Source organism: Salipiger abyssi, assembly GCF_017311415.1.
In the GTDB taxonomy this organism is placed as follows: Bacteria; Pseudomonadota; Alphaproteobacteria; order Rhodobacterales; family Rhodobacteraceae; genus Salipiger; species Salipiger abyssi_A.
The window spans coordinates 144,236-169,455 of record NZ_JAEKIS010000005.1 but is presented as its reverse complement, the minus strand read 5'-3'; the positions used below and the strand labels follow the sequence as shown (position 1 = coordinate 169,455).

26 protein-coding genes and 1 riboswitch are annotated in these 25,220 nt (G+C 68.7%); of the genes, 11 read left to right on the top strand and 15 right to left on the bottom strand.

The window, feature by feature from the left end:
• The first annotated feature begins 218 nt into the window (after positions 1–218).
• Positions 219–554, top strand: coding sequence for a hypothetical protein (locus I6N89_RS09020; protein ID WP_207018018.1), 336 nt, complete (start codon positions 219–221; stop codon positions 552–554).
• Here I6N89_RS09020 and I6N89_RS09015 read toward each other — a convergent pair.
• Positions 505–735, bottom strand: coding sequence for a DUF2842 domain-containing protein (locus tag I6N89_RS09015; RefSeq protein ID WP_207018017.1), 231 nt, complete (start codon positions 733–735; stop codon positions 505–507). The two genes, I6N89_RS09020 and I6N89_RS09015, sit on opposite strands and share 50 nt — an antisense overlap.
• A complete protein-coding gene (locus I6N89_RS09010) occupies positions 735–2,027 on the bottom strand; it encodes an adenylosuccinate synthase (protein ID WP_207018016.1) in 1,293 nt (430 codons plus the stop codon). Before I6N89_RS09010 ends, I6N89_RS09015 begins: the two co-directional genes overlap by 1 nt.
• 154 nt (positions 2,028–2,181) lie before the next feature.
• Here I6N89_RS09010 and I6N89_RS09005 point away from each other — a divergent pair, with 154 nt between their 5' ends.
• Entirely contained in the window at positions 2,182–2,577 is a 396-nt protein-coding gene (locus tag I6N89_RS09005; protein WP_207018015.1) for a DUF6524 family protein, read from the top strand.
• A gap of 3 nt (positions 2,578–2,580) precedes the next feature.
• Here I6N89_RS09005 and I6N89_RS09000 read toward each other — a convergent pair whose 3' ends face one another.
• From I6N89_RS09000 to I6N89_RS08950, 11 genes are all read right to left on the bottom strand, one after another.
• Positions 2,581–3,510 (bottom strand): AEC family transporter, encoded by a 930-nt coding sequence (locus tag I6N89_RS09000; protein ID WP_207018013.1) that lies wholly within the window; start codon positions 3,508–3,510, stop codon positions 2,581–2,583.
• Between the two features lie 148 nt (positions 3,511–3,658).
• Positions 3,659–4,459, bottom strand: a complete 801-nt coding sequence (locus tag I6N89_RS08995; protein WP_207018012.1) for an MBL fold metallo-hydrolase — start codon at positions 4,457–4,459, stop codon at positions 3,659–3,661.
• Positions 4,456–5,256: a TatD family hydrolase gene (locus tag I6N89_RS08990; RefSeq protein ID WP_207018011.1), complete on the bottom strand. Its 801-nt coding sequence runs from the start codon at positions 5,254–5,256 to the stop codon at positions 4,456–4,458. Before I6N89_RS08990 ends, I6N89_RS08995 begins: the two co-directional genes overlap by 4 nt.
• A 72-nt stretch (positions 5,257–5,328) precedes the next feature.
• A complete protein-coding gene (locus I6N89_RS25670; protein WP_207018010.1) occupies positions 5,329–6,150 on the bottom strand; it encodes a cell envelope integrity protein TolA in 822 nt (273 codons plus the stop codon).
• Between the two features lie 3 nt (positions 6,151–6,153).
• Positions 6,154–6,537: an ExbD/TolR family protein gene (locus I6N89_RS08980; protein ID WP_207018009.1), complete on the bottom strand. Its 384-nt coding sequence runs from the start codon at positions 6,535–6,537 to the stop codon at positions 6,154–6,156.
• Positions 6,534–6,917 (bottom strand): ExbD/TolR family protein, encoded by a 384-nt coding sequence (locus tag I6N89_RS08975; protein ID WP_207018008.1) that lies wholly within the window; start codon positions 6,915–6,917, stop codon positions 6,534–6,536. Before I6N89_RS08975 ends, I6N89_RS08980 begins: the two co-directional genes overlap by 4 nt.
• 175 nt (positions 6,918–7,092) lie before the next feature.
• Positions 7,093–7,713 carry a MotA/TolQ/ExbB proton channel family protein gene (locus tag I6N89_RS08970; RefSeq protein ID WP_207018007.1) on the bottom strand — a complete coding sequence of 207 codons (621 nt, stop codon included), beginning with the start codon at positions 7,711–7,713 and terminating at the stop codon, positions 7,093–7,095.
• A 19-nt stretch (positions 7,714–7,732) separates the two neighbouring features.
• Positions 7,733–8,482 (bottom strand): ABC transporter ATP-binding protein, encoded by a 750-nt coding sequence (locus I6N89_RS08965; protein WP_207018005.1) that lies wholly within the window; start codon positions 8,480–8,482, stop codon positions 7,733–7,735.
• Positions 8,479–9,456, bottom strand: a complete 978-nt coding sequence (locus I6N89_RS08960) for a FecCD family ABC transporter permease (protein WP_207018002.1) — start codon at positions 9,454–9,456, stop codon at positions 8,479–8,481. The genes I6N89_RS08965 and I6N89_RS08960 overlap by 4 nt, the downstream gene beginning before the upstream one ends.
• Positions 9,453–10,289, bottom strand: coding sequence for an ABC transporter substrate-binding protein (locus tag I6N89_RS08955; RefSeq protein WP_328805862.1), 837 nt, complete (start codon positions 10,287–10,289; stop codon positions 9,453–9,455). Before I6N89_RS08955 ends, I6N89_RS08960 begins: the two co-directional genes overlap by 4 nt.
• Positions 10,276–12,141: a TonB-dependent receptor plug domain-containing protein gene (locus I6N89_RS08950; protein WP_207017998.1), complete on the bottom strand. Its 1,866-nt coding sequence runs from the start codon at positions 12,139–12,141 to the stop codon at positions 10,276–10,278. Before I6N89_RS08950 ends, I6N89_RS08955 begins: the two co-directional genes overlap by 14 nt.
• A gap of 137 nt (positions 12,142–12,278) precedes the next feature.
• A riboswitch (cobalamin riboswitch) is annotated at positions 12,279–12,471 on the bottom strand.
• A gap of 684 nt (positions 12,472–13,155) precedes the next feature.
• Here I6N89_RS08950 and mraZ point away from each other — a divergent pair.
• The 9 genes from mraZ (at position 13,156) to murD (ending at position 22,961) form a co-directional block, all read left to right on the top strand.
• Positions 13,156–13,668, top strand: coding sequence for a division/cell wall cluster transcriptional repressor MraZ (mraZ, locus tag I6N89_RS08945; RefSeq protein ID WP_207017997.1), 513 nt, complete (start codon positions 13,156–13,158; stop codon positions 13,666–13,668).
• The gene (gene rsmH / locus I6N89_RS08940; protein WP_207017996.1) at positions 13,669–14,661 is read left to right on the top strand and encodes a 16S rRNA (cytosine(1402)-N(4))-methyltransferase RsmH; all 993 of its coding nucleotides are present in this window, start codon (positions 13,669–13,671) and stop codon (positions 14,659–14,661) included.
• Positions 14,661–15,005 carry a cell division protein FtsL gene (ftsL, locus tag I6N89_RS08935; protein ID WP_207017995.1) on the top strand — a complete coding sequence of 115 codons (345 nt, stop codon included), beginning with the start codon at positions 14,661–14,663 and terminating at the stop codon, positions 15,003–15,005. Before rsmH ends, ftsL begins: the two co-directional genes overlap by 1 nt.
• The gene (locus tag I6N89_RS08930; protein WP_207017994.1) at positions 15,002–16,795 is read left to right on the top strand and encodes a peptidoglycan D,D-transpeptidase FtsI family protein; all 1,794 of its coding nucleotides are present in this window, start codon (positions 15,002–15,004) and stop codon (positions 16,793–16,795) included. Before ftsL ends, I6N89_RS08930 begins: the two co-directional genes overlap by 4 nt.
• 54 nt (positions 16,796–16,849) lie before the next feature.
• A complete protein-coding gene (locus I6N89_RS08925) occupies positions 16,850–18,331 on the top strand; it encodes a UDP-N-acetylmuramoyl-L-alanyl-D-glutamate--2,6-diaminopimelate ligase (protein ID WP_207017993.1) in 1,482 nt (493 codons plus the stop codon).
• Entirely contained in the window at positions 18,328–19,761 is a 1,434-nt protein-coding gene (locus I6N89_RS08920) for a UDP-N-acetylmuramoyl-tripeptide--D-alanyl-D-alanine ligase (RefSeq protein ID WP_207017992.1), read from the top strand. The genes I6N89_RS08925 and I6N89_RS08920 overlap by 4 nt, the downstream gene beginning before the upstream one ends.
• 13 nt (positions 19,762–19,774) lie before the next feature.
• A complete protein-coding gene (gene mraY / locus I6N89_RS08915) occupies positions 19,775–20,857 on the top strand; it encodes a phospho-N-acetylmuramoyl-pentapeptide-transferase (RefSeq protein WP_076696105.1) in 1,083 nt (360 codons plus the stop codon).
• 4 nt (positions 20,858–20,861) lie between these two features.
• Entirely contained in the window at positions 20,862–21,377 is a 516-nt protein-coding gene (locus tag I6N89_RS08910) for a hypothetical protein (RefSeq protein ID WP_207017991.1), read from the top strand.
• A gap of 180 nt (positions 21,378–21,557) precedes the next feature.
• Entirely contained in the window at positions 21,558–22,961 is a 1,404-nt protein-coding gene (gene murD / locus I6N89_RS08905; protein ID WP_207017989.1) for a UDP-N-acetylmuramoyl-L-alanine--D-glutamate ligase, read from the top strand.
• A 274-nt stretch (positions 22,962–23,235) separates the two neighbouring features.
• On the opposite strand, the gene I6N89_RS08900 is transcribed toward murD, so the two are convergent.
• The gene (locus I6N89_RS08900; RefSeq protein ID WP_207017988.1) at positions 23,236–23,922 is read right to left on the bottom strand and encodes a hypothetical protein; all 687 of its coding nucleotides are present in this window, start codon (positions 23,920–23,922) and stop codon (positions 23,236–23,238) included.
• Between the two features lie 55 nt (positions 23,923–23,977).
• Entirely contained in the window at positions 23,978–25,168 is a 1,191-nt protein-coding gene (locus I6N89_RS08895) for an NAD(P)/FAD-dependent oxidoreductase (RefSeq protein WP_207017986.1), read from the bottom strand.
• Positions 25,169–25,220 lie beyond the last annotated feature (52 nt).

The following is a 25,220-nucleotide window of genomic DNA, read 5'->3' as shown; positions in this document are numbered from 1 at the left end:
ATAGGAACGAAGCAAACCGCGTTCGGCATCGTTAGGCTGTTCTCAGGAAAGAAGATCTGCGCCCGAAGCCGGTCGACATGCTCACGGATATGCAGATCGCGATCTAGGGCGGTGACAGCGACGATCTCAAGGTGACCGCGCCTGACACGCCGGAACGGCCTTGGGTGGGTTCGATACCGCCCTCGCGAGGGTGTTAGGCGCGCCGGTGACCAACAAAGGTGATCGACGTTTATCTGGCGCTGACCATTCTCGCCGGAAGCCGCGACGCGGCGCTGGTGGCGCTTGTGGACAAGGGGCTGCGCGCGAGGCATACGGATGGTGAGCGGGAGGCGACGCTGGGCGAGGGTGTCACGGTCACCGATATCATGTTGACGCGGCAGGAGTGGAAGTCCTGCGTGCCGCATTTCTCGCATTGGGGGCGCGAGCTTGGCTGGCTATCTGAGCGCCGCCCGCGCGCTCGGCCGATGATCGCCGCGCCCGGGGCAGCCCGGGGCGCGGCGTTTGTCATTTCCGGTCGTCTTTTCCGTCCGGATCGGGCTGACCCACGCCCTTGAAGACGAATTTGAACGGGATCGCCCAGAGAAAACCCAGACCGACATAGACCAGCAGCTCGACCCAGATCGGCGGTCGCCCGAGCGCGTTGACGAGACTGACCGCCGCCATGATGTAGAGCGGCAGCCAGACCAGCAGCAGCAAGAGCGACAGGCGCTTGCGGGTCTTGTGCGTGAGCGCCATCAGTCTTCGAACGGATCGGTGACGAGGATGGTGTCGTCGCGCTCCGGCGAGGTCGAGAGCAGCGCCACCGGGCAGCCGATCAGCTCCTCGACGCGGCGCACGTATTTCACCGCCGCCCCCGGCAGATCCGCCCAGCTGCGCGCGCCCTCGGTCGACTCGCTCCAGCCTTCCATCTCCTCATAGACCGGCGTGCAGCGGGCCTGCTGGTCGGCGGCGATGGGCAGGTGGTCGAGCAGCTCGCCGTCGAGCATGTAGCCGGTGCAGATCTTGATGGTTTCGAACCCGTCCAGCACGTCGAGCTTGGTCAGCGAGATGCCGTTGACGCCGGAGGTGGCGCAGGTCTGGCGCACCAGCACCGCATCGAACCAGCCGCAGCGGCGCTTGCGCCCGGTGACTGTGCCGAACTCGTGCCCGCGCGTGCCCAGCCGGTTGCCGTCCTCGTCGTCGAGCTCGGTCGGGAAGGGGCCTTCGCCGACGCGGGTGGTATAGGCCTTGACGATGCCCAGCACGAAGTCGATGGCGCCCGGCCCGATGCCGGTGCCGGTGGCGGCCTGACCGGCGATCACATTGGACGAGGTGACAAAGGGATAGGTGCCGAAGTCGATATCGAGCAGCGCACCCTGGGCGCCCTCGAAGAGGATGCGCTTGCCGGCGCGGCGCTTTTCGTTGAGCACCTTCCAGACCGGCCCGGCATATTTCAGGATCTCCGGCGCGATCTCCTTGAGCTGCGCGATCAGCCCGTCGCGATTGACGGGGGCGAGCCCGAGCCCGCGGCGCAGCGCGTCGTGATGCACCAGCGCCCGGTCGACCCGCGCCTCCAGCGTCGCCGGATCGGCGAGATCGGCGACGCGGATGGCGCGGCGGCCGACCTTGTCCTCATAGGCCGGGCCGATGCCGCGACCGGTCGTGCCGATCTTGGCCACCGAGTTCTGCGACTCGCGGGCGCGGTCGAGCTCGCCGTGGATCGGCAGGATCAGCGGCGTGTTCTCGGCCACCATCAGCGTCTCGGGGGTGATCTCGACCCCCTGTTCGCGGATCTGTGCGATCTCTTTCACCAGATGCCAGGGGTCGAGCACCACGCCGTTGCCAATCACCGAAAGCTTGCCGCTGCGCACCACGCCCGAGGGCAGCGCGTTCAGCTTGAAGACGGTGCCGTCGATCACAAGGGTATGGCCCGCATTGTGGCCCCCCTGGAAGCGGGCGATCACGTCGGCCCGGCTCGAAAGCCAGTCCACGATCTTGCCTTTGCCCTCGTCGCCCCACTGGGCGCCCACGACGACCACGTTCGCCATAGCTCACTGTCCTTTTGAAGGTCCAAACGGGCTCCGTATAGCGAAGCGCCGGGGCGGGCGAAACCGTCAATTTGAGCGATCCGCGCCACGCGGGCGCTGGACAGGTCGCGCCGGATCGGTGCATTTGGCGCGGGTCAGGTAAAAGGAGCGTGTCATGGGGTTTGTTCTGCGTTGGGCGGTGGCGTTCGGCTTGGTGGCGGCGACGTGGAATCCGTCGCAATGGAACTATCTGCGCTGGGTGCGCAGCGAAGGGCAGGAGCAGCTGCCGCTGGCGGTGCTGCTGGGCCTGCTGCTCTTTGCCGCCTATGTGATCTATCTGCGCGCCACGCTGCGCTCGATCGGGGCGTTCGGCATGGCGCTGGTGCTGGCACTGGTCGGCGCGCTGCTCTGGGTGCTGTGGGACTGGGGCGTGATCGAACTCTCCGATCCCGATCTCTCCGCCTGGATCGGCATCTTCGCGCTGTCGCTGGTGCTGGGGGTAGGGCTTAGCTGGTCGCTGGTGCGGCGCCGGCTCTCGGGGCAGGCGGATGTGGACGATGTGGAGGAATAGACCTCAGGGCAGGACCTGAAGCCAGACCCAGCTCGTGACCACGCAGAGCGCGGTGCCGATCAGCACCGAGGAGGCGGCGACGCGTTTGGCGCGCCCGTACATATTGGCGAAGAGATAGGCATTGACCCCGGGCGCCATGGCGGCGGTGAGCACCGCCGAGCGCATATTGTCGGTACTGAGCCCCAGGAGGTTGCCGAAGAGATAGGTCAGCGCCGCATGCAGCCCCAGAGCGATGGAGCAGACGAAGAGGATGGCGCGCAGATCGCCTTCGGGGCGGTAGCGGTAGAGTACGCCGCCGAGCGCGAAAAGCGCGCCGGGCAGGGCGGTGCGGGTGACCATGTCGAGCGCCTGGGTGACCGGCTCGGGCAGCGTGACCGAGCCGAGATTGAAGGTGATGCCGATCAGGATGCCCACCACCAGCGCATTGCGGAACACCGCGCGCAGCACCGTGAGCGGCAGGCGACGGATCTGGGTGCCGCGGGCGCGGGCGATCTCCATCGCGGTGATGCCGAGCGTATAGCCGAAGGGCGAATGCAGCGCGATGATGGCGTAATTGCCGCTGAGCGCATCGGGGCCATAGGCGCGTTCGGTGATCGGCAGGCCGAGCAGCAGCGTGTTGGAGAACAGGCAGACAAAGCCGATGGCGATGGAGTCTTCCCAGTCACGACCGAACAGCAATCGTGCGCCGAACAGCCCGGCGGCAAAGGCCGCGACCGCGCCGCCATAGAAGGCCAGCAGCAGCGGGATAGAGAAATTGCTGCCGAGATCGAGCTGCCACATGGCGCGGAACAGCAGGCAGGGCACGGCGATCGTCTGGGTGAACTCCATCAGCCCGTCGATCACCTGCTCCGGCAGCAGCCGCCGCCAGCTCGCGAGATAGCCCGCGCCGATCACGATGAAGACCGGCAGGATGACGTCGATCAGCGCCTGCACGGTTTAGCGGTGCTCCGGAGAGGTATTGCGCCGCGCTGCGCGCGTCGCCGGGGGGCGCCGGTGAGAGGTCGCGCAGATGCCCCGGCGCGGCACGGGCCGGCGCGGGCAGGGTGGCGTATTTGTAAAGAGAAGACGCCGCAGGGCCGGGTCAGAGCGCATAGCGCAGGACCATGCCGTCATAGGCCGGAACGATGTGATCGGGGGTCTCCGCGGCGACGGCATCGTGGTCGAGGTCGATATGCATATTGGTGAGCACCGCGCGTTTCGGCTGCATCTTCGCGATCCATTCCAGCGCCAGGTCGAGATGGGCATGGGTCGGGTGCGGTGTGCGGCGCAACGCGTCGAGGATCCAGCAGTCGAGCCCTTCCAGATGCGCCCAGGAGGCCTCGGGGATGCGGATCACATCGGGCAGGTAGGCGACATCGCCGATGCGGAAGCCGAGCGCGTCGATGCTGCCGTGATTGACCTCGAACGGGGTCAGGGTGATGGGCCCGCCGGCGCCGTCGATGGTGAAGGGCGCCTCCGAGATCGTGTGCATGTCGAGGATCGGCGGGTAGGGGCTGCCCTCGGGCTGTACGAAGGCATAACCGAAGCGCGAGAACAGCGCGTTCTGGGTGTCGCCATCGGCCCAGACCGGCAGCCGCTCGCGGCGGTTGAAGACGATCTGACGCAGATCGTCGAGCCCGTGGGTGTGATCGGCGTGGGAATGCGTCCAGGCCACCGCGTCGAGCATGCCGATACCGGCGTCGAGCAGTTGAGCACGCATGTCGGGGGTGGTATCGATCAGCACCCGGGTGGTGCCGCCCGCGCTTTCGCGCTCGACCAGCAGCGAGCAGCGGCGGCGGCTGTTTTTCGGATTTTCCGGGTCGCAATCGCCCCAGAGCCCGCCGAGCCGCGGCACGCCGCCGGACGAGCCGCAGCCGAGAATGGTGAAGCGCAGTTCGGTCATGCGGGCTCCCACGCGGCGGCCTTGGCGAAGAGCCGGTCGAAATTGGCCTCTGTCGCGGCGGCGAAGTCTTCGTAGGAGAGGCCGAAGGTCTCGGCGCCGACCTTGGCGGTATGAACGGTATAGCCCGGCTCGTTGCGCTTGCCGCGATAGGGCGGCGGCGCGAGATAGGGGCTGTCGGTCTCCACCAGGATGCGGTCGAGCGGGGCGGAGGCGAAGATCTCGCGCAGCTCTTTCGATTTCGGGAAGGCGGCGATGCCGGACATCGAGAGATAGAACCCGCAATCGAGCGCGGCCTTGGCCAGCTCCGGACCGGAGGAGAAGCAGTGCAGCACGCAAGGGTAGGGTCTGGCGCGATAGCCTGCGGTGAGGATGTCGATCATGTCCTCGTCTGCGGCGCGGGCGTGGATGATCAGCGGCAGTCCGGTTTCCTGCGCCGCCTCGATATGGGTGCGCAGCGATTGTTTTTGGATCTCCGCGCTCTCGGCGGTGTAGTGGTAATCGAGCCCGGTCTCGCCGATGCCCACGAATTTCGGATGCTGCGCCAGTGCGACCAGCTCGTCGAGTGTGGCCAGCGGTTCCTCGGCGGCGCTCATCGGGTGGGTGCCGGCAGCGTAGAAGACCGGGTCATGGGCCTCGGCGATGGCACGCACCTGCGGCGCGTTGCGCAGGCGGGTGCAGATGGTGACCATGCGGTGCACGCCGGCCTCGACCGCGCGGGCGATGACCTCCGGGCGCTCCTCGTCGAAATCCGGGAAGTCGAGATGGCAATGGCTGTCGGTAATGCGGGGGGTGGTCATGGGCGCGTCCTTTGCGGCCCGGTATCTCGGATGGCGCGGGCAGGGTCAAGCAGATGGGCCCGGTTGCGGCGCTCAGCGGCGGGCAAAGGCCAGCGGAAGGTCAAAGCTGTAGCGTCCGGCGGTGAGTGTGCGCGGCGCGCGCGGGTAGCTGGCGCGTTTGGCGGTGGTGAGGGCGGCGCGGTCGAGCGCGGCATTGCCGGAGGAGCGCAGCAGGCTCAGCGCGGCGAGCCGGCCTTCCGGGGTGAGCGCGATGCGCAGGCGGACCTGGCCGGTGGCCTGCGGTTGCCGGATGCGCGACTGGGCCCGTGCGACGGCGCTGCGGATCTGGGCGCCCCATTGCGCCTTTGCCGAGGCGATGGCCGCCTGTGAGGGGCCGGCGGGGCTCGCCGGGCTCGCGCCGCTGCCGCCTTGCGTCGCGCTGCCTTTCGCGACTTGCGCCTTGCGGGGCTGCGCGCCGCCGCTGCGCGGCTTTGCTTCTGCGGTGCTTCTGGCGGCGGGCGTGGCCCTTGCCTGCGGCCGGGGCGAGGCGGTCGGGGCGCTGCGCGCCTGCGCGGGGGCAGTGTCGAGCGTGGGCGCCTCGGGCGCCTCGGCGGGGGCGGGCGCCGCTGGCGCGGCGCTTCGGGGGGCGGCGGTCGGCATCGCAGGCGCCTTCGGCGCGGTTTTCTGGGCGGGAGCGGAGGGCGCCGGGGCCGCTGGCGTTGGGAGGTCCGGCGCGGCCTCCCAGTGCTCGGCCAGCGCCGCGAGCCCTGCGGGCGCGGCTTGCAGCGTCACCGACGCGTCGCCGCCATCGCCCTGGGGGGCGCCGCCACCGCCGGTGCCAAGGCCGAGACCGAGTGCAGCGACATGCAGCGCGGCGGCGACACCGGTGAAGAGGAGAGGCTCCAGGAAGCGCATGGTTCAACGGCCTCCGGCGGTAACAAGCTGCACCTCCGGCGCGCCCTGCGCGGAGAGGTGGGCGAGGATGCTTGCGAGCTCGGCGGCGGGCAGGCGGGCGTCGGCGGCGAGACGTACCGGGCCGGCTGCCGCTGCGGCCTCCAGCGCCGGAGCGCCGCGCTGGTCTCCATAGGCGAGCTGGCCGTCGGCGGAGAGATAAAGCGTGTCGCGCTGCGCTTCGTCGGGGGTGCCCGGCGCCTCGGGGGCGGCGACGTCGAAAGGCGCGGGCGGGGTCAGGCTGGCGGTCATCAGGAAGAAGATCAGCAGCAGGAAGACCACGTTGATCATCGGCACCACCGGCTCCGGGCGCGGGCGGCGGGGGCGGTCGGGCAGCAGGCGCGGGGTCATGGCGCGGGCTCCAGCAGGGCGAGGCTGGTGAAGCCCGCGTCGCGCAGTGCGGCGAGCACCTGCGCCAGCCGTTCGGTGTCAGTGCCCGGCGCCGGGCGCAGCAGGATCGTGTCGTCGGGGCCTCGCATCAGCGGCGCAAGCGCCTCCGGAAGATCTCTGACGGGCTGGCCGTTCAGGAGCAGCGCATCGGGCGCGACGGTAACGAGACGGGGTGGGCCCTGCCAGCGCTCGGTGCCACCGCCGGCGAGGGTGAGCGGCAGCGCCTCGACGCTGCCGAACCGGGCGGCGAGCATGAAGAAGACCAGCAGCAGGAACACCACGTCGATCATCGGCGTGAGGCTGGGCCGGCGACGCCGGGTCTGCTGTGGCAGGTTCAGCATGGCGGCGCATCCTCCCCGGCGTTGTGCGGGCGGAGAGGGCTCGGCTGCGTATTTGGAAAGAGAAGACCCCCAGGGGCGCGCCGCAAAGGGCTTTCATCTTTCCGCAAATACTCCCGCCGGAGGCGTCCGGCGCTGGCCGCTCGTCCCGGCGCTGGGGGCAGGGCGCGCCGTGTGGTCATTGCTTGTCTCGCGGCGCGGTGAAGAGCCGTGTGGCGAGGTCTTCGAAATCATGGGCGAGCGCCTCGGTGACGCTGTCGAACCAACTCAGCGCCATCGCCGCCGGGATCGCCACGCCCATGCCGGCGGCGGTGGTCAGCAGCGCCTCCCAGATGCCGCCCGCAAGCGCTGCCGGATCGGCCTGGGCGCCGGTCTCCTGCAAGGCCTGGAAGGCGCCGATCATGCCGAGCACCGTGCCCAGAAGGCCGATCAGCGGCGCGATCATCACCACGAGATCGAGCGCGCGCAGGCCTGAACGTGCCTCGGTCAGCAGGGCGCGGGCGACGCGGGACGCCTCTTCGCGGGCGGGCTCTTCGGGATAGGTCGTGAGCGCGGCCATGGCGGCGGAGAGGAAGCGCGCGCGCAGCCCGCCGCGATGGCGCAGCAGATCCTGTGCCGCCTCGCGCGCGCCCTCGCGCCAAAGCGTCACCGCGCGCTCGGCGCGGTCGCGGCGCCAGGCGCCGCTGCGCGACAGCCGCCAGAGCTTCCACAGGATCAGGGCCAGCGTCGCCACCGAAAGCGCGAAGATCACCCAGAGCGCCGGGCCGCCACGGTCGAGGAACTCGGTGATCCGGGTCATATGGGCTCTCCCTTCGGGGTCATGGCAGCACGCCGAGCGGTTGCAGCAGCGGGCCGTGCTCGGTTTGCAGCATATGGGCGCGCAGGTGAAAGACCTGCGCGAGAGTGTCTTCGGTCAGCACGTCCAGCGGCGGGCCGTCGGCGGCGAGCTTGCCACGGTCGAGCAGCAGCAGCCGGGTGCAGTGGCGCGCCGCCAGCGTCAGGTCGTGCAGCGAGGTGAGCACCGCGTGGCCCTCCCGCGCAAGTGTTTCGAAGATGCGCAGCGTGGCGATCTGGGCTGCCGGGTCGAGCCCGGCAATGGGTTCGTCGGCCAGCAGCAGCGGCGCCTCCTGCGCCAGCGCGCGGGCGATCAGCACGCGGGCCTGCTCGCCGCCCGAAAGCTCGGTGGCCTTGCGCTGACGGAAGCCCTCCAGCCCCATGCGAGAGAGCGCGGCCCCGACCGCATCGGCGCGCAGCGCCCCGGCGCGGCTGTCATGCGGCAACCGGCCGAGCGCCACCAGCGTCTCGACGCTGACCGGCCAGGCGATCTCGCGCGCCTGCGGCAGCCAGGCGGCGGCACGGGCGCGCTCGCGGGCGGGCAGGGACGAGAGCGAGGAGGTGCCGCCATGTGGCATGAGGCCAAGGGCGGCGCGCATCAGCGTGGTCTTGCCCGCGCCGTTGGGGCCGATGAGCCCAACGCATTCGCCGGGGCCGATGGACAGTGTGACACCATCCACCACCGGGCATTGCCCGCGCGTCACGGTGAGCGCGTCGAGGGTCAGCAGGCTCATAGACCCCTCCGCGTCTTGTAGATCAGATGCAGGAAGAGCGGCGCGCCGATCAGCGCCATGACCACGCCGAGCTTGAGGTCGCGCTCGGGCAGGATCAGCCGCACCGCGATGTCGGCGGCCAGCAGCATCGCCGCGCCGCCGAGCGCCGAGGCCCAGAGCAGCCGCGAGGGCCGGGCGCCGCAGAGCGGGCGCAGCAGATGCGGCACCACGAGCCCGACAAAGCCCACGGCGCCGGCCACGGCGGTGGCGGCGCCAACGGCGGCGGCGGTGCCGAAGAGCAGCCGCAGCCGCAGCGAGGTCAGCGAGATACCAAGCGCCTGCGCGCCGTCCTCGCCCAGCGTCAGCGCGTCGAGCCCGCGCCCCAGCGTCAGCAGCGCGGCGCCGCCGAGGGCGATCAGCGGCAGCGCCAGCGTCAGGTGAGTGAGTGAGCGGTCGGCGACCGAGCCCATCATCCAGAACACGATTTCATAGGTGGCATAGGGGTTCGACGACAGGTTCAGCACCAGCGAGGTCAGCGCGCCCGCCAGCGCCGAGACCGCGATGCCCGCGAGGATCAGCACCAGCGAACCGCCGCGCGGCCCGGCGAGCAGCAGGATCAGCGCCACCGCCCCCAGCGCGAAGAGCAGCGCCATCAGCGGCAGCGCCAGCGCAAATGCCGCCGCGAGCCCGGTTTGCAGCGCCAGCACCGCGCCGAGTGCCGCCGAGCCGGAGACGCCGATCAGTCCCGGCTCGGCCAGCGGGTTGCGCAGATAGCCCTGCATCGCGGCGCCCGAAAGCCCGAGCGCGGCGCCGACCAGCGCCGCCAATGCACTGCGCGGCAGGCGGATTTCCTGCATCACCATGACATGCAGCGGATCGCCGAGGCCGATCAGCCCGCCCAGCACCGCGCGCGGCGGCAGCGCGGCATAACCCAGCCCCAGCGAGGTGAAGAACAGCGCCAGCACCAGCGCGGCGAGCGGCAGGGCGAGCCTCATTGCGCCGCCTCCCAGTCGTGGCGCAGATCGCGCATCGCCGCCACCGCGTCGAGCAGCGCCGGCGTGCCGCAGATCCAGTTGGGGCTGTCCACCACCTGATGCAGCGCGCCGGTGGCCTGAAGCGCGGGGTGTTGCAGCAGCGAGGTCGCCTGCGCCGGGCTGTCATAGGGGCGGCTGACGAGGATCAGGTCGGGCTCGGCCAGCAGCAGCCCTTCGAGCGGGAGGCGACCGCGAAAGGCCATGCCCTTTTCATCGGCGAGATTGGCCATGCCGGCGGCGTTTAGGATATCGCCGGTCAGGGTCTGGGCGCCGGCGGTCTCGTTGAAGGGCATGTAATAGGCCACCCTCGGCTTGCGCTCCGGCGTTTCGCGCAGCGCTGCGCGCCGGGCGTCGAAATCGGCCAGCACCTCGGCGGCGCGGTCCTCGCGGCCCAGCAGCGCGCCCATGCGCAGGATGTTCTGCCGCGCGTCCTCGAGCGAGCGGGCGGGGGCGAAGCGTTCGACCCGGTAGCCCAGCTGTTCCAGCATCTGCGTGGCGGCGCGGGCGGTGTAGTTGCCGGCCAGTACCAGATCCGGGCGAAGCAGCACCACCTCTTCGGCGCTGGCGCCGTTGGCGGGGAGGGCGCGGGCCTCCTCGGCCATGGCCGAACTGCGCGGGTCGTGGGCCAGCCGCGAGACCGAGATGAGCTGCCCGGGCGCACCGATCAGCAGCGCGAGCTGATCGGTGCAGACATTGAGCGAGACGACGCGGCCGGGGGCCGCATCGTCCGCCGCCGCCGCCGCGCCCGCGCAGAGCAGGGCGGCAGCCAGCGTTATTGCCCTAGAAACGCGCACGGATCCCGAAATAGGCGGCGCGGTCCGATGTCGCATAGTCGGGGATCACGGCGTAATCCTCGTCGAACAGGTTCTCGACCCGCAGATAGGCTTCGACGCCGTTGCGGAATTCATAGGCGACCTGTGCGTTCACCAGGGTGTAGTCGTCCACCGACTGGGTGCCGGTGACGCCATAGGTGTCGGGGAAATCCGCCTTGTGGCTGACCGACAGACCGCCGCTCAGTTGATCGGTGATCTCGGCGGAGACGCCCAGCGACAGGTCGTAGCGCGGCACCCGTTGCAGCGGATCGTCATCGGAATCGCGCGCGTCGGTATAGGTGAAGCCACCGGTCAGCGAGATCCGCTCGCCGATCGGCAGCCGGCCCGCCAGCTCCAGGCCCTTGGACACCGTGGTGCCCGAGATCTGCTTGTAGCTGCTGGTGGCGAAATCGTAGTCGATCAGGTCGTCGATTTCGGTATAGAACAGCGTCGCGCCCAGCGTCGCGCCATTGGCAAAGCTGTAATCGGCCCCAATCTCGGCGCTGTGGCTGGTCTCGGGGTCGAGCCCGGCATTGCCGTAGGACGGATTGAACAGCTCATAAAGCGAGGGTGCGCGATAGCCCTTGGCCAGCGCACCGCGCAGGGTCAGCGCTTCGGTGGCGCGCCAGGAGAGCGCGGCCCGGCCGCTCCATTCGCCGCCGAATTCGGAATGCTCGTCGTGACGCACCGAGAACACCGCGTCCAGCGCCGGGTCGAAGGCCCAGGCCAGCTCGGCGAAGACGCCGGTATTGTCGACATCTTCGCTGCTCGACTGGGTGCCGGTGCGGGTCCAGGTGCTATCGTAGACCGGAGCGCTGAATTCCGCTTCCTCATTGGTTCGGTCGATGCCGAAGCTGAGGCTGCGGCCCTCGGCGATTTCCCAGCTGCCGGAATAGGCGATCTTGTCGCGGGTGGAACCGAATTCGTCCTTGAAGCCTACCGCGTCGAAATTGCGGTCGATGTCGAAGCGCGAAAAGGACAGTTCATGCGCCACGGCGCCGGTTTGTAGCTGCGCATAGGTACGCAGGCCCCAGCTGTCGCTGGCAAAGGTGCCGTCCTCTGGATCGGGCCAGCTGTTGGCGTCGTAATCGCCATCGGCGGAATAGCCGAAGCCGGACAGGCCGAAGCGCAGATCGGGGGTCACGTCCCAATAGGCGTCGAGCCCGATCTGGGTGGCCTGATAGGGATCGTCCTCGTCATAGCCGGGCGCGTCGACCGAGCTGTAGCCGTCGGTGACGAAGCGGGTGGCCGAAACCGCCAGGCCCCAGCTCTCGCCCGCGACGCCATAGCCGAGCGTGGCGCTCTTGGTGCCATTGGCGCCGACCTCGGCGGCGGCCCGGCCTTCCTGACCCGGGGTTTCGGGCGCCTTGGCGAGCTCCAGCGCGACGATGCCGGCAATGGCGTCGGAGCCGTACAGCGCAGATTGCGTGCCTTTCACCACCTCGGCGCGGGTGACGCCGCCGGGAAGGATGTTGCCGAAGTTGAAATTCGCCTGGGTCGACGAGGCATCGGTGGCCTCGATGCCGTTGATATAGACCGGCGCATATTGGTTGGGCAGGCCGCGGATGCGCAGCTGCGTGCTTTTGCCCGGGCCGCCATTGTTGGTCACCGAGAGGCCGGGCAGCGCGTCGAGCGTGTCGGCCAGCGTGGTGGCGGGAGAGGCGGCGATCTCTTCCTCGGTAAGGACCGAGACGGAGCTGCCGCTGCGGCCCAGTTCGAGCGGCAGGTCGTTGGCATAGAAGGTGATCGGTGCCAGTTCCAGTGCCGTGTCGGCCTGTGCGATGGCGGGCAGGCTCAGCGCCAGCGCCGAGACAGAGGTGAGGACATGCTTCATCGGCATGTTTCCTTTCCGGATCGGCCCCGCGAACGGGGCGTTGTGGTGATGTTCCCGGAAGGCATGCGATGCTTCCGTGAACGGTGCGTCATGTCACCACGAACGGAAGGACCGTTCCCAAAGCGCGCCCCGCGCATGGGGAGGGTGATCACCCTGGCAGGTCTCCTGACTTGCGGGTCGTTGCGCCGGTCGGGCCTTCCCGGGCAGTGCTGCCCAGTGGCGTGATGCCGATGACGCTCGCCGCTCACAGTTGCGGGGGCAGTCGCGGATTTGCACCGCGTTCCCTATTCTCCGGACGGTCGGCCCGGAACCAAGGCGTTTTCCGCATACTGTGCGGCGGCTTTGCATGCAAGCCTCTCGTGTTGCGGGACGGGATGGGACGGGATGGGATGCCACTATGGGAACTCATGGGAAACTATCGCGCGACAGGGCGCGCCGAGTCGGCTTGCCGGTGGCTGACTCGCCGGAATCCCGGCGAATCCGCTGAGATTCGTGATATGGGACGACATGGGAGCCGCTGGATTTCTCGGAGATTTTGGGACTAAAGGGCCCGGTGCGAATTTTTTTGGGAAAGCATGGGTATTTTTTTCCTCACGCCGCCGTTACTACATTTAGCGATGGGCTGGTTCCCGCTCACCACATATCCGTGATTTTAGGTAAATGGGACCCCAACATGTTGTTTTCCACAGGGGCTGTGGGCAAAATACAGGGGGTTTATCTCGAAAAAACCATTGCTTCCCATGAAATCCCATGACATACCTTTTACCACGATGAGGGACGGACAAGGGGCGCAACAAAGACCCCGGCAAAACATCCCAAAACAATAAAAGAGCAGGTTCATACAGGCACCCGCCCTTCATCGTGAACAAAGAGATCCGGCGCGCGAGCGAGCAGACATCCCCCCAGGTGGCGCGCGCAGTCGGACTAGCCCGCAAAGCGGGTCAAGGCGGCGGGTTGATCAGTGGCAGCAGATCAACCCGCCGTATTTCGTTTCAGGGGGCGAGAGTAGGGACAGTGAGCCGCAGGCTAAGGTTCAGAGGCGAAAGTCGGCACAAGGTCGACAGCAAGGGCAGGGTGTCCATCCCGGCCTCTTTTCGCCGTGTGCTCGAAGCCGGTGACCCGGACTGGGTCGAGGGGCTGAACCCCAACTTCGTGATCGTCTACGGCGACCAGCGCCGCAAATACCTGGAATGCTACACCATCGACGAGATCGAGGCGGTCGAGGATCGCATCAGCCGCATGAAGCGCGGCTCAAAGAAGCGCCGGATTCTCGAACGGCTGTTCTCGACCCAGTCGATCACCACCAGCGTCGACGAGACCGGCCGCATCGTGCTGCCCGCGAAGCTGCGCGAAAAGATCGGCCTCTCGGGCGAGGCGCAGTTCGCCTCCAATGTCGACACGTTCCAGATCTGGGAACCTGCGGCTTATGACGCGGATCTGGCCGAGACCGAGGAAGAGCTCGACGAGTTCGACGACGACCCGCTGACGCTGCTCGACGAAGATGACGACGAGGACGAGGAGATCTAGATGGCCCCTGCGGCGGAGCAGAATGACGGCGCGCCGCACGTCCCGGTCCTCCTGCGTCCCTTGCTGGAGGCGGTGGCACCGGTCGGCGGCACCTGGATCGACGGCACTTTCGGCGCCGGCGGCTATGCGCGCGGGCTGCTGGAGGCAGGTGCGGGCAGGGTGATCGGCATCGACCGCGATCCGCTGGCGCATGAGATGGCGGCGGGATGGATCGGCGAATACGGTGACCGGCTGGAGCTGGTCGAGGGCAATTTCGCCGACATGGATCGCTATGCCAGCGACGTCGACGGTGTGGTGCTGGATCTCGGCGTCTCTTCGATGCAGCTCGACCGGGCGGAGCGCGGCTTTTCCTTCCAGAAGGACGGGCCGCTCGACATGCGCATGGAGCAGGCGGGCGAAAGCGCCGCCGATCTGGTCAAGCGGCTGGACGAAACCACGCTGGCCGATGTGCTTTATACCTATGGCGAGGAGCGCGCCTCGCGCCGCATCGCGCGGGCCATCGTCAAGGCGCGCGCCGAGGAACCCATTGAAACCACCGCACGGTTGTCGTCGATCGTCGAGGCTTGCCTGCCGCGCCCGAAACCCGGCCAGTCGCATCCGGCGACACGCAGCTTTCAGGCGCTGCGCATCGCGGTGAACGACGAATACGGCGCGCTCTGGCGCGGGCTGATGGCTGCCGAGCGCGCGCTGAAGCCCGGCGGCTGGCTCTGCGTGGTGACCTTCCATTCGGTCGAGGACCGCATGGTCAAGCGCTTCTTCCAGGCGCGCTCCGGTCGGCTTGGCTCGGTGAGCCGCCACGCGCCGCTGACCGAGACCGAAGAGCCGCGTTTCGAGCTGGTGACACGCAAGGCGGTGGGGCCGGACGAGGTGGAGTTGCAGGCCAACCCGCGCGCCCGCTCGGCGCGGCTGCGCATCGGGCGCCGTACCGGGGCGGTGCCGGGCGAGATCGGATCCGCCACACTGAACATGCCGCAACTGAAGGGGAAGCGCTGATGCGAACGATGCTCTATGTGACCACCTTTCTGGGGCTGATCGGCCTCGCCTTCTGGGCCTATCGCGAAAACTACGACACCCAGGCGGCGCTCGACCATGTGGAGGATCTGCATCGCGACATCGCCGATGCGCGGGCGCGGCTGGCGATCCTCAAGGCGGAATGGGCCTATCTCAACCGCCCCGACCGGCTGCGCGATCTGGCCGAGATCAACTTTCCCCGGCTCGAATTGCTGCCGATGCGGGCCGATCAATACGGCCGCGTCGATCAGGTTGCCTATCCGGTGATTCATCCGCTGGTGGTCACCGATCCGGTCGATGTGACCAGCGCGGGAGCGACGCAATGACCACGCGCACCCCGCTCCGCCCTCTGGCCCGCATCCTCGACGCCCGCCGCAAGGGCGAGAACCCCGACGCCATCGAACGCGAGAATATCCGCATCCGCCACGAGCAGATGCGCGACCGCGCAAGGGTGCGCGCCGAGGGCCGCCTGCTGGTGCTGGGCGTGCTGTTCTTCGTTGCGTTCGGCACCATCGGTGTGCGCATGGGCGTGCTGGCCGGTTCCGAACCCAGCGAGCCGCGCGCCCAGGCCACCGGCGCCTCGATCATCGCCAGCCGCGCCGACATCACCGACCGTCATGGCCGCATCCTCGCCACCAATATGGAGACGCATTCGCTCTACGCGCATCCGCAGCAGATGATCGAGCCGCTGCGCGCGGCAAAGGAGCTGAAGGCGATCTTCCCGGATCTCGACGAAGAGCGGATGATCAAGGATTTCACCGACGAGAAGCGCAAGTTTCTCTGGGTGAAGAAGAAAATCAGCCCCGAGCAGATGCAGGCGGTGCACGATATCGGCGAGCCCGGGCTGCTCTTCGGTCCGCGCGAAATGCGGCTTTATCCCAATGGCGCGCTGGCCTCGCATATCCTTGGCGGCGCCAGCTTCGGGCGCGAGGGCGTGCATTCCGCCGAGGTCATCGGCACCGCCGGGATCGAGAAATATTTCGACGCCAAGCTGCGCGACCCGGCCCGCGAGGGCGCGCCGCTGGAGCTTTCCATCGACCTGACCATTCAGGCCGCCACCGAGCGGGTGCTGGATTCGGGCATGCGGCTGATGAACGCCAAGGGTGCGGCCTCGGTGCTGATGGATGTGCATACCGGCGAGGTGATCGCCATCGCCTCGCTGCCCGATTTCGACCCCAACGACCGGCCCCGCCCGCCGACCGAGGGCAGCCCCTCCGACAGCCCGCTGTTCAACCGTGCGGTGCAGGGGGTCTATGAGCTGGGTTCGACCTTCAAGATCTTTGCCGCCGCTCAGGCGATGGAGCTGGGGCTGGTGCGCCCCGACACGGTGATCGACACCCGCCCGCCCTTCAAGGTCGGCGGGCACCGCATCGGCGAGTTCGATGGGCACAATTACGGCGAGATCAGCGTCGAGCAGGTCATCGTGAAGAGCTCGAACCGCGGCACCGGCAAGATCGCGCTGGCCATCGGCATCGAGCGGCAGCAGGAGTTTCTGAAATCGCTGGGCTTTTTCGAGCCGACCGGGCTCGAGATCGTCGAGGCGGCAGGCGGCAAGCCGCTGCTGCCCTCGCGCTGGACCGACCTCTCGTCGGTGACGATCTCCTACGGGCACGGGCTCAGCTCCTCGCCGCTGCATCTGGCGGCGGCCTATTCCACCATCGCCAATGGCGGCCATCTGGTCAGCCCGACGCTGCTGAAACAGCACGGTCCGAAAATCGGGCCGCGTGTGCTCTCGGAACCGGTATCGGCGGCGGCGCGGCAGATGCTGCGCAAGGTGGTGAGCGAGGGCACGGCGAGCTTTGGTGAGGTGCCGGGCTATCACGTCGGCGGCAAGACCGGCACGGCGGACAAACCCAAGGAGCATGGCGGCGGCTACTACAAGGATAAGGTGATCGCCACCTTTGCCTCGATGTTCCCGGCGCATGATCCGAAATACGTGCTGGTCGTCACGCTCGACGAGCCGGTCGAGACCTCCGGCTCCAAGCCCCGCCGCACCGCTGGCTGGACCGCCGTGCCGGTGGCCGCCGAGATGATCGGCCGGATCGCGCCGCTTCTGGGCTTGCGTCCGGAATACGATATGAGCGACATGACCAATGTGACACTCATCCGGAACTGAGGGCGCGTCGGCGCCGCCGGGTTTGAGTATTTTGGGAAAGATGAAAGGGCTGCCATGAGCGGGGAGAAGAGCCTCTCGGATCTGGGCCTGACCGCGCGGGGCGGGCGCGAGGCGAAGGTGAGCGGCATTTCCGTGGACAGCCGGGCGGTGATGCCGGGGCATCTCTTTGCGGCGATGCCGGGCACCAGGCTGCATGGCGCGCGCTTTGTCGAGACCGCTTTGGCGCAGGGCGCCGTGGCCGTGCTGACCGATGCCGAGGGCGCCGAGATCGCCCGCGACGCGCTGGGCGAGAGCGAGGCGGCGCTGGTGATCGCCGCCGATCCGCGCCAGGCGCTGGCCTATGCCTGCGCGCTGTTCTTCGGCGCGCAGCCCGCCACGATGGTGGCGGTGACCGGCACCAACGGCAAGACCTCCGTCGCTACCTTCGTGCGCCGGCTCTGGCAGGAGCTGGGCTATCGCGCGGTCAACCTGGGCACCACCGGGGTCGAGGGCGACTGGCAGGCGCCGCTGCGCCATACCACGCCCGAGCCAATCACCCTGCACAAGGCGCTGGCCGAGGCGGCGGAGGCCGGTGTCGATCACGCGGCGATGGAGGCGTCGAGCCATGGGCTCGACCAGCGGCGGCTCGACGGGGTACAGCTGAAGGCGGCGGGTTTCACCAATTTCAGCCAGGATCACCTCGATTACCACGCGGATTTTGAGGAATATTTCGCCGCCAAGGCCGGGCTCTTCGCCCGCGTGCTGCCCGAGGAGGGCATGGCGGTGATCAATATCGACGACGCGCGCGGCATCGACATGCTGGCCATCGCCAAGGCGCGCGGGCAGGAGGTGCTGAGCGTCGGCGAGGCCGAGGGCACCGATCTGCGCCTGCTGGGCCAGCGCTTCGATGCGACGGGGCAGGAGCTGCGGCTGAGCTGGCACGGGGTGGTGGAGCAGCTACGGCTGCCGCTGATCGGCGGGTTTCAGGGCTGGAACGCGCTGCTGGCGGCGGGGCTGGTCATCGCTTGCGGCGCCGAGGCCGAGGACGTCTTTCGCGCGCTGCCGAGGCTCGAAACGGTGCGCGGGCGCATGCAGCTTGCGGCGACGCGCAACAATGGCGCGGCGGTCTATGTGGATTTCGCCCATACGCCCGACGCGGTGGCGACCGCCATCCAGGCGCTGCGCCCGCATGTCATGGGCCGGCTCATCGCGATTGTCGGCGCCGGCGGCGACCGCGACGCGCGCAAGCGCCCGCTGATGGGCAAGGCCGCGACGGAGCACGCGGATATGGTCATCGTGACCGACGACAACCCGCGCTCCGAGGATCCGGCGGCGATCCGCGCGCAGGTGCTGGAGGGCGCGCCGGGTGCCACCGAGGTGGGTGACCGCGCCGAGGCGATCCTGCGCGGAGTCGATCTTCTGGGGCCGGGCGACGCGCTGCTGGTCTGCGGCAAGGGTCACGAGACCGGGCAGATCGTCGGCGATACGGTCTATCCCTTCGACGATGTGGAACAGGCGAGTGTCGCCGTGGCGGCGCTGGACGGGAGGGGCCTGTGACGCTCTGGACGGCGAAGGAAGCGGCGGAGGCCTGCGGCGGACGCGTCTCGGCGCATTGGGAGGCGACAGGGGTGTCGATCGACACCCGCACGCTGGCGCCGGGCGATCTGTTCGTGGCGCTGAAGGCGGCGCGGGACGGGCACGAGTTCGTGGCGCAGGCGCTGGAGAAGGGCGCCGCCGCCGCGCTGGTGAGCCGCATTCCCGAGGGCGTCGACGAGGACCGGTTGCTGCTGGTCGACGACGTGCAGGCGGGGCTGGAGCGGCTCGGCATCGCGGCGCGGGCGCGCACGCGGGCGCAGGTCGTGGCGGTGACCGGCTCGGTCGGCAAGACCTCGACCAAGGAGATGCTGCGCTGCGTGCTGGGCGCGCAGGGTACGGTGCATGCCGCCGAGAAGAGCTATAACAACCACTGGGGCGTGCCCCTGACGCTGGCGCGGATGCCGCGCGACGTGGATTTCGCGGTGATCGAGATCGGCATGAACCATCCCGGCGAGATCGCGCCGCTGAGCCGCATGGCGCGGCCGCATGTGGCGATGGTGACCATCGTGGCGCCGGCGCATCTGGCCGCCTTCGAGAGCCTGGCGGGCATCGCGCGCGAGAAGGGCGCGATCTTCGAGGGGCTGGAGCCGGGCGGCACGGCGGTGGTGAACGGCGATCTCGACGTCTCGCCGATCCTGGTGGAGATGGCGGAGGCGCGCTCGGCGCAGGTCATCACCTTTGGCGAGGCGGCGGGCAATCACCACCGCATCACCGAGGTGACCGTGGGCGACGCCACCACCGTGGCGCAGGGCCGGGCCTGGCGCACGCCGATCCTCTTCAAGGTGGCGGTGCCGGGGCGGCATTTCGCGGTGAACGGGCTGGGCGTGCTGGCGGTGGCGCATGCGCTGGGGCTCGACCGGGCGCTGGCGATCACCGCGCTGGGGCAATGGCAGGCGGGCGCGGGCCGGGGCCTGCGCGAGGTGATCCTGCTCGACCCGGTGGAAACCCATCTGACGCTGGAACTGATCGACGACGCCTATAACGCCAACCCCGCCTCGCTGAGCGCGGCGCTGGAGGTGCTGGCCGGCGCCCATCCCCATGACGGGCTGGGGCGCGTCTCTCATGGTCGCCGCATCGCCTATCTCGGCGACATGAAGGAGCTGGGGCAGGGCGAGCACGATCTGCACCGCGCCGTGGCCGCGCTGCCGGCGATGGGCTGTATCGACACGGTGCATTGCGTCGGTCCGCTGATGCGCGATCTCTGGCAGGCGCTGCCGGACGAGAAGCGCGGCCACTGGACCGAGGACAGCGCCGCGATGGCCGAGCGCGTGCGCCACGATCTCGATGCCGGCGACGTGGTTCTGGTCAAGGGCTCGCTGTCGATGGCGCTGGCGCGCGTGGTTGACGCAATCCGGAAAATGGGACAAGTGCCCGCGGGCGGAAACGGGTGAGAAGGACCGGACGATGCTTTACTGGCTGACCGAACTCAGCGACGGGGGCGACCTTTTCAACCTCTTCCGCTATATCACCTTCCGCGCCGGCGGGGCGTTCCTGACCGCGCTGATCTTTGGCTTTCTCTTCGGGCGGCCGCTGATCGACGTGCTGCGCAAGCGCCAGGGCAAGGGGCAGCCGATCCGCAATGACGGGCCGGAGGGGCATTTCGTCAAGGCCGGCACGCCGACCATGGGCGGGCTCCTGATCGTCGGCGCGCTGCTGACCGCGACGCTGCTCTGGGCAAGGCTCGACAATCCGTTCGTGTGGATGGTGCTCTTTGTCACCATGGGTTATGCCGCCATCGGCTTTGCCGACGATTACGCCAAGGTCTCCAAGCAGAACACCAAGGGTGTGTCGGGCAAGGTGCGGCTTTTGCTGGGCTTTCTCATCGCCGGGATCGCCGGCGCCTGGGCGGCCTGGTTCCATCCGGCAGAGCTTACCGGGCAGCTGGCCTTTCCGGTGTTCAAGGACGCGCTGCTCAATCTCGGGATCTTCTTCGTGCCGTTCTCGATGATCGTCATCGTCGGCGCCGCCAATGCAGTGAACCTGACCGACGGGCTGGACGGGCTGGCGATCATGCCGGTGATGATCGCCGGCGGCACGCTGGGCATCATCGCCTATGCGGTGGGGCGGACCGATTTCACCGATTATCTCGACGTGCATTACGTGCCCGGCACCGGCGAGATCCTGATCTTTGCCGCCGCGCTGATCGGCGGGGGGCTGGGCTTTCTGTGGTACAACGCGCCGCCGGCGGCGGTGTTCATGGGCGATACCGGCTCGCTGGCCCTGGGCGGCGCGCTGGGGGCGATTGCGGTGGCCACCAAGCACGAGATCGTGCTGGCGATTGTCGGCGGGCTCTTCGTGGTCGAGGCGCTCTCGGTGATCATCCAGGTGTTCTATTTCAAGCGCACCGGCAAGCGGGTGTTCCTGATGGCGCCGATCCATCATCACTATGAAAAGAAGGGCTGGGCGGAGCCGCAGATCGTGATCCGTTTCTGGATCATCTCGCTGATCCTGGCGCTGATCGGGCTGGCGACGCTGAAAGTGCGCTGAGCCGGTGGCCGCACCGGACGCCGAGACGTTTCCCGAACGGCTGATGCGGGCGCTGACCGCCGGGGTCGACATGATCCTGCGCGGCGCCGCGATGGTGGCGGTGATGGAACTCGCCGTCCGGGGGCTCGGGCGGATCGACGTGCCGGTCTGGGACTACCGGTGGCTGCTGCTGGTGGCGGGTCTGGGCGCCTCGGCGGTGCTGGGCTATGTCTTCATGCTGGCCGGCTGCGTGCGCACGGTCGCGATCCTCGCCGAGGGCGGCACCGCCCGGCGCGGGCGTTTCGACTGGCGCAGCTGCGCGCATTGGCGCCGGGCATTGCATTGGCGCACCGTGCTGAAAAGCGCGGTCATCGCGCTCGTGGCCGCCGGGCTGTTCGCCTTCGTGATCATGCTGTTCTCGCTCAAGCTGGCCGACGCCATCGGCATTCTCGACGAGGAGAGCGCTGCGCAGGCGGATGGGCGGTGCCCCGACGAGGCGCCAGTGCTGCCCGGGGTCTGTCTCGTTCCGCTTCCGCAGTAGCCCGCCCCGGCGCCGCTTGGGAGACGGCGGGAATCTGTGCCCGGCGGTGCCGATGTGGCGAGGACAGAGGCCTTCGGCGGGAGTATTTTTCAGAAAGATGAATGGGGCGGGGCGCGCTCTGGTCAATGCGGGGCGCTTGCGGTAGCGGTTGGAAGAAAGCTGCGAGACGGGGGCAGGGCGATGATACCGGTTGCTGGATTCGACGGGCGCGTGGTCGCCGTGCTGGGGTTGGGCCGGTCGGGGCTCTCGGCGGCGCGGGCGCTGCGCGAGGGCGGGGCGGTGCCGCTCTGTTGGGACGACAATCCGGAGGCGCGGGCGAGCGCGGAGGCCGAGGGGTTCGGGGTCCGCGATCTGGCGCGTGCCGGCGGCTTCGACGGGGTCGACTGGCTGGTGGTCTCGCCGGGCATTCCGCATCTCTACCCCGCGCCCAACCCGGTGATCGCCGCCGCCTGGGCGGCGGGGGTGCCGGTGGACAACGATATCGGGCTCTTTTTCCGCTCCTTCGGCAGCGGCGACTGGGCGATGTTCGATCAGCCGCCCAAGGTGGTGGCGGTGACCGGCAGCAACGGCAAGTCGACCACCTCGGCGCTAATCCATCACATCCTGCAAAGCGCCGGGCGCGACAGCCAGCTTGCGGGCAATATCGGCCGCGGCGTGCTGGATATCGACCCGCCGGGCGAGGGCGGTGTCGTGGTGCTGGAGCTGTCGAGTTACCAGACCGATCTCGCCCGCGCGCTGACGCCCGATGTGGCGGTCTTTACCAATCTCTCGCCCGATCATCTCGACCGCCACGGCGGCATCGGCGGCTATTTCGCCGCCAAGCGCCGGCTCTTTGCCGAGGGCGGGCCGGATCGCTGCGTGATCGGTGTGGACGAGAACGAGGGGCGCTATCTGGCCAACCAGCTTTCCGAGGCGTCGGCGGACGACCGGGTGATCCGGGTGTCGTCCGGCACGAAGCTCTCGGGGCCGGGCTGGGATGTGTTCGCGCGCAAGGGGTTCCTGACCGAATGGCGCAAGGGGCGGCAGGTGGCCTCCATCGACCTGCGGTCGGTGCGCGGCCTGCCCGGTGCGCACAATCATCAGAACGCCTGTGCCGCCTATGCGGCGACCCGCGCGCTGGGGCTGGCGCCGCGCGTCATCGAGGCGGCGTTTCACAGCTTCGAGGGGCTGCCGCATCGCAGCCAGATCGTCGCCGAAGCCGGCGGAGTGACCTATGTGAACGACAGCAAGGCCACGAATGTGGACGCGGCGCTGAAGGCCTTGCAGGCCTTTCCGCGCATCCGTTGGGTCTGCGGCGGTCTGATGAAGGAGGGCGGGCTCGACGGGCTGGCGCCGGGGCTCGGGAATGTGGTGAAGGCCTATGTGATCGGGCGCGAGGCGGCGGGATTTGCGCTGGGGCTGCCGGGGGTCGAGGCGGAGATCTGCACCGAGATGGGCACCGCCGTCGCCCGCGCGGTGGCCGAGGCGCAGGAGGGCGAAGTGGTGCTGCTGGCGCCCGCCGCCGCCAGTTTCGATCAATACGACAATTTCGAGCGGCGCGGCGAAGATTTCGCCGAGAAGGTGCGGGCGGCGCTGGCGGGGTAGGGCCATCGCCTCTGGGAGTGTCGTCGGGGAGAGGTGGGCAGGATTGCCCACCCTACGGTGCGGTATGACAGGCGTTAAGGTTCTTCCGGCAGGGCTCGCGGTGCGGCGGACTCTTCACGAACCGCCCCAACGGTCTGCTCCGGACCGGCGGGGGAGGCCCCGGATCGGGTCCGGGGCGCGATGTTCCGGGGGGGGGGGCGTGATCCCGTGGGGTGGGCAATCTTGCCCACCATGCCTTGCGATACGCTCGCAACGTAGCGGGAAGACCTGTGTCTCAGCCCAGCCGCGACTGCCGTAACGGCGCCAATAGCGCCTTGTAGATCGCCTCCGGATGCACCACGCCGAGCTGGGCCGGCACTTCGGGCAGTTTCAGGATCTGCGCGATGGCCAGCCGGTGCATGCCGCCGCTGGCGCGCAGCGGCTGACCGTTGCGGTCGATATGCACCAGGATGCCGCCATGCTCGCGGCGGAAATATTCCGGCAGCTCCGACTGGGCGAGCAGCCGCCCGCGCCGCTGCGTCTCCTCATAGATCCGGTCCAGCGTCTCGTAGCGGTTCACCACATCCTCATGCGTGACGCAGCCATCCGGGCGGCGCCCTTCGGCGAGATGCCGCAGCATGCGCGCGAAAAGCGGTGTGTCTTCCCAGGCCACGCCGTCCTCGTAATGCATGCGGCAGCTCTGGAACTTGATGTTCTCCGCAAACGGCGTGCGGCAGCGGTCCCAGTCGCCGGCGACGATCATGCCGCTGTGCTGGCGGCGCAGCGGCTTGCGCCCGGCGTTGGCATCGTAGGAATCGCGGATTTCGCAGGGCGGCAGATAGATGCGCTCGTCCGAACGCGGTGCGTCGGCGCCGTAACGGAAGCGGTTCCAGAGGTCGCGCACGGCCTTGCGCGGCACCTGTGCCTCGATATCCCGCAGCCAGTTGGCGGGGTGCAGGGTAGGATGATCGGCAAAGGCCATGCGGGCGCGCTCCACGACATCTGAGCGACAAAGATGTAACGGTAGCGTGACGAATTCAAGGGTGCCGATGCGTCTCGGCGATGGCGCGCCCGCAGGCGGTGCCCGAAGACCACGCCCACTGGAAATTGTAACCGCCCAGCCAGCCGGTCACGTCCACCGCCTCGCCGATGACATAGAGCCCGGGCACGGATTTGGCCTCCATCGTCTTTGAGGAAAGCCCGTCGGTCGCGATGCCGCCCAGCGTGACCTCGGCGGTGCGCCAGCCCTCGGTGCCCTGCGGGCGCAGCTCCCAGCCGCTGAGCGCCTGCGCCAGCGCGGCGATGCGCCGGTCGGAGAGATCGGCGAGATTGCCGGTCAGATCCAGCGTCTCGCCGAGATAGGCCACCAGCTTCGGCGGCAGCAGCTGCCCCAGCGCGGTGCTCAGCGCCCGCCGCCCGGCCTCACCGCGCGCGGCGCGCAGCGCGGTGGCGGGGTCGCCGCCCGGCAGCAGATCCACTGTAACGGCCTCGCCCTCGCGCCAGTAGCTAGAGATCTGCAGGATCGCCGGCCCCGAAAGCCCGCGATGGGTGAAGAGCATCGCCTCCTCGAAGGCGCCGCGCGCGGTCTGCGCGCGCACCGGCAGCGACAGGCCGGAAAGCGCCGAGAAGCGGCCGTCGGGAAAGGTGAAGGGCACCAGCCCGGGGCGGGGCGCGACGATCTCCAGCCCAAAGCGCGTCGCGATGTCATAGGCAAGCCCCGTGGCGCCCATCTTGGGGATCGACTTGCCGCCGGTCGCCAGCACCAGATTGCGTGCCGAGACCACCTGCTCGGCGCCCTCGCGCATCAGCCGCGCCACGAAGCGGGTGCCGTCATGGTTGAGCTCGGCAAGCTCGGTCGAGAGCCAGAGCTCCGCCCCCGCCGCCTCCATCTCGCGCATCAGCATGGCGATGATCTGGGTGGCCTTGCCGTCGCAAAAGAGCTGGCCCAGCGTCTTCTCGTGCCAGGCGATGCCGTGGCGTCCGATCAGACCGAGGAAATCCCACTGCGTGTAGCGCGCCAGTGCCGATTTGCAGAAATGCGGGTTCTCCGACAGGAAACAGCCCGGCTCGACACCGAGATTGGTGAAGTTGCAGCGCCCGCCGCCGGAGATGCGGATCTTTTCGCCCGGGTTGCGCGCATGATCCACCACCAGCGTGCCCGGCCCGGCCTCTGCGGCGCACATCATGCCGGCGGCTCCGGCCCCGAGGATCAGCGTTTCGATCTGCATGGCGGCTCAGGACCACGGAACGCCGCCCCGCGCAAGCCCCCGGGCTTTCATC

What these genes read in the sequence shown, in the direction of transcription:
- I6N89_RS09015 (WP_207018017.1), bottom strand. Translation starts at nt 735, where the DNA reads ATGGCGCTCACGCACAAGACCCGCAAGCGCCTGTCGCTCTTGCTGCTG.
- I6N89_RS09010 (WP_207018016.1), bottom strand. Translation starts at nt 2,027, where the DNA reads ATGGCGAACGTGGTCGTCGTGGGCGCCCAGTGGGGCGACGAGGGCAAA.
- I6N89_RS09005 (WP_207018015.1), top strand. Translation starts at nt 2,182, where the DNA reads ATGGGGTTTGTTCTGCGTTGGGCGGTGGCGTTCGGCTTGGTGGCGGCG.
- I6N89_RS08995 (WP_207018012.1), bottom strand. Translation starts at nt 4,459, where the DNA reads ATGACCGAACTGCGCTTCACCATTCTCGGCTGCGGCTCGTCCGGCGGC.
- I6N89_RS08990 (WP_207018011.1), bottom strand. Translation starts at nt 5,256, where the DNA reads ATGACCACCCCCCGCATTACCGACAGCCATTGCCATCTCGACTTCCCG.
- I6N89_RS25670 (WP_207018010.1), bottom strand. Translation starts at nt 6,150, where the DNA reads ATGCGCTTCCTGGAGCCTCTCCTCTTCACCGGTGTCGCCGCCGCGCTG.
- I6N89_RS08980 (WP_207018009.1), bottom strand. Translation starts at nt 6,537, where the DNA reads ATGACCCCGCGCCTGCTGCCCGACCGCCCCCGCCGCCCGCGCCCGGAG.
- I6N89_RS08975 (WP_207018008.1), bottom strand. Translation starts at nt 6,917, where the DNA reads ATGCTGAACCTGCCACAGCAGACCCGGCGTCGCCGGCCCAGCCTCACG.
- I6N89_RS08970 (WP_207018007.1), bottom strand. Translation starts at nt 7,713, where the DNA reads ATGACCCGGATCACCGAGTTCCTCGACCGTGGCGGCCCGGCGCTCTGG.
- I6N89_RS08965 (WP_207018005.1), bottom strand. Translation starts at nt 8,482, where the DNA reads ATGAGCCTGCTGACCCTCGACGCGCTCACCGTGACGCGCGGGCAATGC.
- I6N89_RS08960 (WP_207018002.1), bottom strand. Translation starts at nt 9,456, where the DNA reads ATGAGGCTCGCCCTGCCGCTCGCCGCGCTGGTGCTGGCGCTGTTCTTC.
- I6N89_RS08950 (WP_207017998.1), bottom strand. Translation starts at nt 12,141, where the DNA reads ATGAAGCATGTCCTCACCTCTGTCTCGGCGCTGGCGCTGAGCCTGCCC.
- rsmH (WP_207017996.1), top strand. Translation starts at nt 13,669, where the DNA reads ATGGCCCCTGCGGCGGAGCAGAATGACGGCGCGCCGCACGTCCCGGTC.
- ftsL (WP_207017995.1), top strand. Translation starts at nt 14,661, where the DNA reads ATGCGAACGATGCTCTATGTGACCACCTTTCTGGGGCTGATCGGCCTC.
- I6N89_RS08930 (WP_207017994.1), top strand. Translation starts at nt 15,002, where the DNA reads ATGACCACGCGCACCCCGCTCCGCCCTCTGGCCCGCATCCTCGACGCC.
- I6N89_RS08925 (WP_207017993.1), top strand. Translation starts at nt 16,850, where the DNA reads ATGAGCGGGGAGAAGAGCCTCTCGGATCTGGGCCTGACCGCGCGGGGC.
- mraY (WP_076696105.1), top strand. Translation starts at nt 19,775, where the DNA reads ATGCTTTACTGGCTGACCGAACTCAGCGACGGGGGCGACCTTTTCAAC.
- murD (WP_207017989.1), top strand. Translation starts at nt 21,558, where the DNA reads ATGATACCGGTTGCTGGATTCGACGGGCGCGTGGTCGCCGTGCTGGGG.
- I6N89_RS08900 (WP_207017988.1), bottom strand. Translation starts at nt 23,922, where the DNA reads ATGGCCTTTGCCGATCATCCTACCCTGCACCCCGCCAACTGGCTGCGG.
- I6N89_RS08895 (WP_207017986.1), bottom strand. Translation starts at nt 25,168, where the DNA reads ATGCAGATCGAAACGCTGATCCTCGGGGCCGGAGCCGCCGGCATGATG.